The sequence below is a fragment of the Streptomyces sp. AcH 505 genome (assembly GCF_000818175.1).
In the GTDB taxonomy this organism is placed as follows: domain Bacteria; phylum Actinomycetota; class Actinomycetes; order Streptomycetales; family Streptomycetaceae; genus Streptomyces.
In genome coordinates, this window is the sequence record NZ_JTIY01000001.1 from 1,092,638 (window position 1) to 1,102,311 (window position 9,674).

7 protein-coding genes are annotated in these 9,674 nt (G+C 66.6%); all 7 read right to left on the reverse strand.

Going from position 1 to position 9,674, the window contains the following annotated elements; genetic code table 11:
• Window positions 1-349 (reverse strand): ATP-binding cassette domain-containing protein (locus HY68_RS44800; RefSeq protein WP_241778737.1); only part of this gene is annotated, 349 nt, incomplete at its 3' end.
• Window positions 350-452: 103 nt separating this feature from the next.
• On the reverse strand, window positions 453-1,517 hold the full coding sequence (locus HY68_RS05010) for an ABC transporter ATP-binding protein (RefSeq protein ID WP_041984880.1): 1,065 nt from the start codon (window positions 1,515-1,517) through the stop codon (window positions 453-455).
• Window positions 1,518-1,527: 10 nt separating this feature from the next.
• Entirely contained in the window at window positions 1,528-2,505 is a 978-nt protein-coding gene (locus tag HY68_RS05015; protein WP_041984881.1) for an ABC transporter permease, read from the reverse strand.
• Between the two features lie 117 nt (window positions 2,506-2,622).
• Complete coding sequence (locus tag HY68_RS05020; protein WP_041984884.1) at window positions 2,623-4,425, reverse strand: ABC transporter substrate-binding protein; 1,803 nt, start codon at window positions 4,423-4,425, stop codon at window positions 2,623-2,625.
• A 99-nt stretch (window positions 4,426-4,524) separates the two neighbouring features.
• Window positions 4,525-5,508 carry an ABC transporter permease gene (locus tag HY68_RS05025; RefSeq protein WP_241778738.1) on the reverse strand — a complete coding sequence of 328 codons (984 nt, stop codon included), beginning with the start codon at window positions 5,506-5,508 and terminating at the stop codon, window positions 4,525-4,527.
• A gap of 565 nt (window positions 5,509-6,073) precedes the next feature.
• Entirely contained in the window at window positions 6,074-7,948 is a 1,875-nt protein-coding gene (gene typA, locus HY68_RS05030) for a translational GTPase TypA (protein ID WP_041984890.1), read from the reverse strand.
• A 329-nt stretch (window positions 7,949-8,277) separates the two neighbouring features.
• Window positions 8,278-9,674, reverse strand: a 1,397-nt coding sequence (locus tag HY68_RS05035; RefSeq protein ID WP_241778469.1) for an ABC transporter substrate-binding protein, incomplete at its 5' end; no start/stop codon positions are given.

Here is a 9,674-nt window from a genome sequence, read left to right on the forward strand (position 1 = left end):
CCATCGGGCTGGCGATGATCGTGCCGACCGTCTGCCGCGGGTTGAGCGACGCGTACGGGTCCTGGAAGATCATCTGGATCTCGGACCTGATCGGCGCCAGCTGCCTGCGGTTGGCGTGCGTGATGTCGCGGCCCTCGTAGGAGATGGTGCCCGCGGTCGGCTCCAGCAGCCGGGTGAGCAGCCGGCCGGTGGTCGACTTGCCGCAGCCCGACTCGCCGACGAGGCCGAGGCTCTCCCCGGGGAAGACACTCAGGTCGACGGAGTCGACCGCCTGGACGGCGCCGACCTTCCGCTTGATGGGGAAGCCGCCGTAGATCGGGAAGTGCTTGGTCAGGCCCTTCACTTCCATCAGCGGCTCGCCGGGAGCAGCGGTGCCCGCAGGCGCTGTCGTCTGACTGACGACGGTGTTCGTGTTCTTCTCGCTCATGGTCATAGCCCCAGTCGCCGGTACATCAGCCCAGCCGGGGCTGAATCTTCTCAATGAATATCTGCTGCTTCTGATCCAGCGTCAGATGGCAGGCGGAGCCCCGTCCCACGGGCAGCTCGGGCCGCTCCTTGACGCAGCGGCCGTTCCCGTCGACGACGTCGACGAACTCGCACCGCGGGTGGAACGCACAGCCGGTCGGCGGGTTCAGCAGGCTGGGCGGGGTGCCCGGGATGGGCCGCAGCGGCTCGTTGACGTCGGAGGCCAGCCGCGGCATCGAGCTGAGCAGACCCCAGGTGTACGGGTGCTGCGGCTGCTTGAGCACCTCACGTACGGTGCCGCGCTCGACGGCGCGTCCCGCGTACATGACCAGCAGATCGTCGGCGACGTTCGCCACGACGCCCAGGTCGTGGGTGATCAGGATGATCGCGGAGCCGAACTCCTGCTGGAGGTCCTTGAGCAGGTCGAGGATCTGCGCCTGGACCGTCACGTCGAGGGCGGTGGTCGGCTCGTCGGCGATCAGCAGTTCGGGGTTGCACACGAGCGACATGGCGATCATGGCGCGCTGGCGCATACCGCCGGAGAACTGGTGCGGGTAGTCGTCGACCCGGGACTTGGGGTCCGGGATGCCGACCTTGCCGAGCATCTCGATCGCCCGCGCACGCGCCTCCTTCTTGGAGGCGCCGGTGTGCTTCACGAACGGCTCGGCGATCTGCCGGCCGACCGTGTAGTACGGCGACAGCGCCGTGAGCGCGTCCTGGAAGATCATCGCCATCTTGTTGCCGCGGAGCTTTTCCATCTGCTTGTCCGAGACATCGGTGAGGTCCTCGCCGTCGAGCAGGATCTCACCGGTGATGGTGGTGGTCTCCGGGGCGTGCAGGCCCAGGATGGACAGGTTGGTCACCGACTTGCCGGAGCCCGACTCGCCCACGATGCCCAGCGTCTGGCCGCGCGCCAGGTCGAAGGAGAGGCCGTCGACGGCCTTGACCGTGCCCTCCTCGGTGGAGAACTGGACACGCAGGTCGCGTACCGAGAGGAACGTGTCCGACCCGGTCGGGGCAGGTGCGCCCTCGGTCTTGGTGAGTGTGGTCACGGTCGTACTCCTAGGACAGACGCACGCGCGGGTCGATGAACGCATACGCGGCGTCCACAATGACGTTGAACAGCAGGATGAAGGCGGCGCTGAAGATCATCACGCCCATCGTCAGCGGCAGGTCCTTGTCGGTCACCGACTGTACGGCGAGCCGGCCGATGCCCGGCAGACCGAAGGTGAACTCCGTGACGATGGCACCGCCGAGGAGCGCGCCGATGTCGATGCCGAGGATGGTGACGATCGGGATGAGCGAGCCGCGCCAGGCGTAGCGGAAGAAGACGTACTTGCCGCTCATGCCCTTGGCCCGAGCCGCTCTCACATGTTCTTCCTGCAACTGTTCGATCATCGTCGAGCGCGCTGTTCTGGTGTAGTTGGCGGTGAAGATCACCGAGATCACCAGCCAGGGAATCAGCAGCCCCATGAACCAGCCGGCCGGGTCCTCGGTCAGCGGCACGTACTTCGGCTTGTCGAGCCAGCCGGTGTTGAAGACCAGGAGAAGGAGGACCAGCGGGCCGAGGAAGTAGATCTGCAGCGAGCTGAGCACCAGCGAGGCGGAGCTGAACACCTTGTCGATCGTGGTGCCCTTCTTCGCCGCGGCGATCATGCCGGCGCCGAGGCCCACGACGAGGAAGACGATGAGGCCGCCGACCGACAGGGAGAGCGTCAGCGGGAAGCGGTCCAGGATGGTGTTCCACACCGGCTGCTGGTTGGCGAAGGAGATGCCGAGGCAGGGGGCCGGGCAGTGGCCCGTGGGGAAGTCGCGTCCCGCGAAGATGCCCACGAGGTAGTGCCAGTACTGCACCGGCACCGGCTGATCCAGGCCGAGGTTCTTGTGAATGATGGCCAGCGCGTCCGGAGTGCAGTTCTTGCCACAGGCCAGCAGAGCCGGGTCCTGGGGGATGGCGAAGAACATGAAGTATGTGATGGCACTGATGAGGAAGAGGATCAGAATCGCGCCGAACGACCGGCGTATGAGGAATTGCACCATGGGTTGTCGCTGCTCTCAGGACGGCGGCTGTGAGGGGGTCGAGAGAAGGGCCCGGCGGCCCGATGGTGCGCACTCCGCCGGGTGCGCACCATCGGGACGGGCCTTACCTTTCCGGTGTTACTTCTTGAGGAACACGCGGGTCACGTCGACGTAGCTGGAGTCCGACGAGTAGCGCAGACCACCGACGTTGGAGCCGAAGATCTGGAACACCTTGGTGAAGTAGACCGGGGCCGCCGGGTTGATGCGCTCCACGATGTCGTGGTGGATCGCGGTCCAGGCCTTCTGGGCGGCGGCGGGGTCAGTGATCTTCTGGGCTGCCGCGATGGCGGCGTTGACCTTCGGGTCGTTGATGTGCGAGTAGTCCGAAGAACCGTCCTGCAGGGTGGTTCCGTCGTACGACGGCGGGATCACCGTGGAGGCGGACGGCCAGTCCTGGCCCCAGCCGGTCATGTAGAGGTCCATGCCGTTCTGGATCTTGCCCATCTGCTCGTACCAGGTGGCGCTGTCCACTTCCTTCTTCACCGGGTTCAGGCCGATTTCCTTCAGCCGGTTGGTGATGACGACGGCCTGCTGCTGGCGGACCGGGGTGTTGCCGAACGCGTAGACGAGCTTCTTGCCCTCGGCGCCGGCCTCCTTGATCAGCTGCTTGGCCTTGACGATGTCACCGTTGGGCTTCTTGAGCTTGCCGAACGGGTCGTAGCCCTTCTCGTAACCCGGGACGGTCGGCGCCATCAGACCGGTCGCGACCTCACCGCCGTACGTACCACCGTCGAGCTTGTAGATCTGGTTGCTCGGCAGCGCGTACGTGATGGCGTCACGGATGCGCTTGTCCTTGACGCGGTCCAGGTTGAAGTTCAGCTGCCACACGTACGGGGCGTAGCCCTGGACGGTGCGCTTCATCGCGGCGGCGTTGGTGACGACGTTCTTGACCTGGTTGGTGGAGACCTGGCCGGTGAACATCATGGCGTTCTTGGCTTCACCACGGTCGGCGAGGAGCGTCTTGCTCTGGTCGTCGTCGTCGTGGTTGAAGTCGATGTTGAAGCCGTCGACGTACTGGTGACGGACCGAGTCGCTCTTCGGGTCCCAGTTCGTGTTCTTGACGAGCGTCATCGACTTGCCCGGCTTGAAGTCCGAGATCTTGTACGGGCCGGTCGCGACCGGGGCCGTGTCGTACTTCTCCTTGGTGTCCGTCTTGGCGGGCACCACGGAGTAGCCGGTCATCGTCAGGGCCTGCGGCAGGTCGGGCTGCGCGTCCTTGAAGTGGAAGACGATGGTCTTGTCGTCCGGGGTGGCGAGCACCGAGTCGGGCAGGTGCTTGCTGCCGAAGCCGCCGTCGGGCAGGGCCTTGCGGTACGTCGTGCCGCCACCGGACAGCCAGTTCTGGATGTACGTCGGGCCGTCCGTGATGAACGGGGCGTAGAGGCGCTCGATCGTGTGGCGGATGTCCGCCGACGTTATCGGGTTGCCGTTCTGGTCCTTGAGGCCGCTCTTCAGCGTGTAGGTCCAGGTCTTGCCGCCGTCGGTCTGCTTGCCCGAGTCGGTGGCGAGGTCACCGACGACGGTGAGCTTGCCGTTGGCGTCCTCGTCGTACTGCGTCAGACCGCGCTGGAGCAGCCGGTCGAGGAGCTTGGTGTCGCTGACGTAGCTCTGGCCCGGGTCCAGGTGGGAGAAGTCGGCCTCCTGGTAGACCGACATGGTGCCGCCGGTCTGAGCACCGGGCACCTCCTTGGCGGGACCCGTGGACACCTGCGCGTCACCGTAGGTAACGGCGGCCGACTGCTTGGCGGCGTCCTTCTGGGTCTTGCTCTTGTCCTTCGTGCCGCTGTCACTGTCGCCGCCGCCACAGGCGGTCAGCGCCAACGAGCCGGCCGCCAGGGCGACGACGACAGCACGTGTTCTGCGCGTGCCAAAGATGCTCATGCTGGTGAGTACCCATCTGTCAGTAGTGATCCATCGGTGCTGCCTGGCTCATCCGGTCGCGGCCGGTGCCCGGGTGGCAGCTTTCCCCTCAGCTGGACGTCAGCGTCCGGACTTCGGGTCAAAGGCGTCTCGGACCGAGTCGCCGAGAAGGTTGAATGCCACGACGAAAATGACCATGGCGACACCCGGGTAGATCATGTAGGCCGGGTCCTGCTGGAAGATGCCACTGCCGATCGAGAACATCCGGCCCCAGTCCGGGGTGGGTTCGACGTAGCCGACACCCACGTAGGAGAGGAACGCCACCGAGAGAATGGTGGACGGCAGCAACAACGTCGCCTGAACCAGGATGGGTGTGACCAGGTTCGGCAACAGCTCCTTGCTGATGATCCGCCAAGGCGAAGCACCGGCGATCTTTGCCGCCTCGACGAACTCCCGCTCACGCAGGGAGAGTGTGGAGGCCCGGATCAGACGGGACAGACCCATCCAGCCGAGGAACGACAGCACCACGACGATCGCGGCCGCGCGCAGCGCGGTCGGCGTCTCCTCGTCCGGACGGACGAAGGCCGCGGTGACCACAGGCATGGAGGCGATGAAGAACAGCTGGCTGGGGAAGCCGAGCAGCAGGTCGGTCAGCCGGCCGAGCCAGTAGTCGATCTTGCCGCCGAAGTAGCCGCCCACCAGACCCAGCAGCACGCCCAGGAAGACCATCACGATGGTCGCCACCAGGGCCGTGTAGATCGAGGTCCGCATGCCGTAGATCAGCTGCATGAACACGTCGCGGCCCAGGTTGGGTTCGATACCGAACCAGTGGGCACCCGACGCACCGCCGAAGCTGCCGGTGGGCATGTTGAAGTCGTCGAGGAGGGTGATGTCCCCGCCGCCCTCACCCTGGCCGTAGAGGGTGTAGGGGTCCTTGCCGTACAGCATCTTGATCACGGGCGCGAGAAGCGCGATCACGAAGAAGAAGATGACGACGATGGCGGAAATGACCCCCGCGCGGTCCCGCTTGAAGCGTCGCCACATCAGCTGGCCGGGCGAGAGCCCCGCCGCCTGCTTCGCTTCCTGCGTCCCGTCCTTCGACAGGGCATCCGCGTCGGGTCCGCCTGACGCCTGAGCGTCTTCGGTCTGTACTGGACTTGTCACGATCGCTCTTCCCCCGTGGGGACGACTACCGTGCGCCCGACCCATTTGGTGCTTATGGCACCACGCATGGGGTCCTCCTCATGAGTCCACTTGTCACTACGAGAAGGGCACTGTCTACGCGCGCTGACACCCCTGCCGGCTCGCCCGTCAAGTACCCCGAGTGTGCTCGTGGGCCCGCGCTCCCCACAGCGCATGACCCATTGACCCGAGCTCAATGGAGCCAACTATTAAGTACGCCCGGGCCGTAAACCACACTTAAAGGGTCTCGTTTTGACAACATCCCCCCACCCCCTCCGCCCGAAATCCGGACAAAGTCAGGCCAGGCAGACACCCGCGAAACGGACCGTTAACACGCGTTCCGGAGAGCGTTGGTCGATATCCGGACACTTGGTGCCGGGAAATCCACGGACGGTGAGCGGCGGCGCTTGACGAACGGCCCGGCACCGTTCGCTTTCGCGGGGTGCCGGGCCGTCCGTACTGACGTCACGTCAGCCGAGATTTTGCCTCAGGAATGCTTGGCCCGGGAAGCGGCGCGGCCGCGCTGCTTCTGGTCCAGGACAACCTTACGGATCCGGACGGTGTCCGGGGTGACCTCGATGCACTCGTCGTCGCGGCAGAACTCCAGCGACTGCTCCAGCGAGAGCCTGCGCGGCGGCACCACGTTCTCCGTGGTGTCGGCGGAGGCGGCACGCATGTTGGTGAGCTTCTTCTCCTTGGTGATGTTCACGTCCATGTCGTCGGAGCGCGAGTTCTCACCGACGATCATGCCCTCGTAGACCTCGGTGCCGGGCTCGGTGAAGATGACCCCGCGCTCCTGGAGGTTGACCATCGCGAAGGGGGTCACCGAGCCCGAACGGTCCGCGACCAGCGAGCCGTTGTTACGGGTCCGCAGGTCACCGAACCACGGCTCGTGGCCCTCGAAGATGGAGTGCGCGATGCCGGTGCCCCTGGTCTGCGTCAGGAACTCCGTACGGAAGCCGATCAGACCCCTGGACGGCACGATCCACTCCATGCGGACCCAGCCGGAGCCGTGGTTCGTCATGGTCTCCATGCGGCCCTTGCGGGTCGCCATGAGCTGCGTGATGGCGCCGAGGTGCTCCTCGGGGCAGTCGATCGTCATGCGCTCGATCGGCTCGTGCGTCTTGCCGTCGACCTGCTTGGTGACCACCTCGGGCTTGCCGACGGTCAGCTCGAAGCCCTCGCGGCGCATCGTCTCGACCAGGATGGCCAGCGCCAGCTCACCGCGGCCCTGCACCTCCCAGGTGTCGGGGCGCTCGGTCTCCAGGACGCGCAGCGAGACGTTACCGATCAGCTCGCGGTCCAGCCGGTCCTTGACCTGGCGGGCGGTGACCTTGTGGCCCTTGCCGCCCTTGCCGACGAGCGGCGAGGTGTTGGTGCCGATGGTCATCGAGATGGCCGGCTCGTCGACCGTGATCAGCGGCAGCGCGATCGGGTTCTCCGGGTCGGCGAGGGTCTCGCCGATCATGATGTCCGGGATACCGGCGATGGCGCAGATGTCACCGGGGCCCGCCTTCTCGGCCGGCTTGCGGGTGAGCGCCTCGGTCATCAGCAGCTCGGTGATGCGGACGTTGGACATCGTCCCGTCACGCTTGATCCACGTGACGGTCTGGCCCTTCTTCAGCTCGCCCTGCTCGACCCGGCACAGGGCGATACGGCCGAGGAAGTTGTCCGCGTCCAGGTTGGTGACATGGGCCTGGAGCGGCGCCGACTCGTCGTACTCGGGGGCCGGGACGTGCTCCAGGATCGTGCTGAAGAACGGCTCCAGGTTCTCGCTGTCCGCCGGGACCGTGCCGTCCTCCGGCTTGGTCAGCGAGGCGATACCGTCACGCGCGCAGGCGTAGACGATGGGGAACTCGATCTGCTCCTCGTCCGCGTCGAGATCGAGGAAGAGGTCGTACGTCTCGTTGACGACGTCGTCGATCCGGGCGTCCGGGCGGTCGGTCTTGTTGATGCAGAGGATCACCGGCAGCCGCGCGTCCAGTGCCTTGCGCAGCACGAAGCGGGTCTGCGGAAGAGGGCCTTCCGAGGCGTCCACCAGGAGTACGACCGCGTCGACCATGGAGAGGCCGCGCTCGACCTCACCGCCGAAGTCGGCGTGGCCGGGGGTGTCGATGATGTTGATCGTGATCACATCGCCACCCGTCTTGGGGTGGTACTTCACAGCGGTGTTCTTGGCCAGGATCGTGATGCCCTTCTCACGCTCCAGGTCGTTCGAGTCCATCATCCGGTCGTCGAGGTGCTCGGCTGCGTGCGCGGCGAAGGCGCCTGCCTGCTTCAGCATGGCGTCGACCAGAGTGGTCTTGCCATGGTCGACGTGGGCGACGATGGCGACGTTACGGATGTCGTGGCGCGTGGGCATGCTGGCTGGCGCTTCTCTCGATCGTGGGATGCGGCGTTTTCCTTCTCCGCCCGCCGGGCAGACACGCCACGGCCCTTCCCATGGTACGGGGCGCGGGCACCGGGAGCTTGCGGGCCCGGTCGGGAGAGGCCGGATCACGATGTCGATCAGTTACATACGGATACTGCCGGGGTGCCGCACGGAGACTGCTGGGGGTGTCGAGTGCCCGGGTCAAGGACTCGGTACGAGCTTGCCCGCCGGACGGGCCGGCGGGCAAGTGAATTGATGCCGTCATGAGCGTTTGAGCCCGTTCGGCAGCGCTTCTTCTTCTCGTATTACTGCCGCTGAAGCTACTTCTTCTTCGAAACTTCAGCCTGCGGGCCGTCGTGCCCATGGGAACCGGCGAAGCCGATGTCCTGGTAGCGCGGGGTGGCGAAACCGTAGGCCCCGATGTTCTTCAGTCCCGACCTGGCCGCCACCAGCTGCGGGCGCTGGTAGAGGGGGATGGAGCCGGCCGCCGCCCAGATCCTGGCGTCCGCCTGCTTCACCAGATCGCGGGCGTCGCCCTCGTTCAGCTCACCGGACGCCTGGTCGAACAGCTGGTCGATACGGTCGGTGCCGACCCGGGTGTAGTTCTGCTCCACCAGCAGCGAGCCGTCGGAAGCGGGCTCCGGCTTGGCGTAGATCGGCCGGCCGTCGGTCGCCGGGAAGGCGGTCGCCGGCCAGGAGTACAGCGCCATGTCGTAGTCGCCCGAGGCGATGTAGTCCTTGAAGTAGCTGGCGTCGGAGACCTTGGTGATCTGGGTGGAGATCCCGACCTTGTCGAGCATCCGCGCGATCCGCTCACCGACGGTGCGCAGCTGCTCGGAGCCCTGGCCCGAGGGCAGGACGAACCGCAGGGTGAGCGGCTTGCCGTCCTTGCCGATCTGCGGGACCTTCGCCGCCTTGGCCGCCTTGGGGCCCTTCGCGCCACTGGACGCCACCGTGCTGGGGGCCGCGGTGCCGCTCGGTGCGTACGCGCCGGCCACCCCGCCCGGCTTGGTGTCCTGGGCGGCCTTCACGGCCTGCTGCTTGGTGTCGGAGTCGTCGGGGGCCTGGCCGGGCTTGTCATCGCCCTCGGCCGTGTCGTCCGACTTCTCCTCCGTCTTCGGCTTCTCCGCCTTCTTCTCGGCGTCCTTCTTCTCCGTGTCCTTCTTCTCTGTCTTTTCCGCGTCCTTCTTCTCGGTGTCCTTCTTGCCCTCGCTGCCGGCCTTCGTCCCGTCGTCCGGCGCCTTGCGGGCGCCGCCCACGGTCCAGCCCGCGTCGGCCAGCAGGGCCTGCGCCTCGTGGGTGTTCTGCTTGCCGAGCGCGTCGCTGCTGTCCGCGTACGCCTGCTGGCCGCGCAGCGCCAGGTGGCTGCCGAGCGGCTGCGCGGGCAGGCCCAGCGGCTTCAGTACGGCGTTGGCGAGCGTCTGGCGGTTGATGGCCCTGGCCACCGCGCGCCGTACCCGGTCGTCGGCGAGCGGGCCCGACTCACCGTTCAGCGCGAGCTGCGTGAAGGACGGTTCGAGCGACTTGCGCACCCGGAAGGCGCCCAGCTCGCGCTGCTGCTCCGTGTACTCCTTGATCGCGGCGAGGGTCTGCTTGCGCGACTTGCCCGCCGCCTTGAGCTCCTCCTTGTCGGCGCCGTGCGTGAGCGCCCAGGCGCGCAGCGCGGAGGCCGGCGAGACCTGGGCGGGCGGCCGGACGGCGGCGGGGCCCGCCGCGG

Bases quoted from the DNA above. Each gene is read 5' to 3' on its own strand.
- HY68_RS05020 (WP_041984884.1), bottom strand. From the start codon at position 4,425: ATGAGCATCTTTGGCACGCGCAGAACACGTGCTGTCGTCGTCGCCCTG.
- typA (WP_041984890.1), bottom strand. From the start codon at position 7,948: ATGCCCACGCGCCACGACATCCGTAACGTCGCCATCGTCGCCCACGTC.
- HY68_RS05015 (WP_041984881.1), bottom strand. From the start codon at position 2,505: ATGGTGCAATTCCTCATACGCCGGTCGTTCGGCGCGATTCTGATCCTC.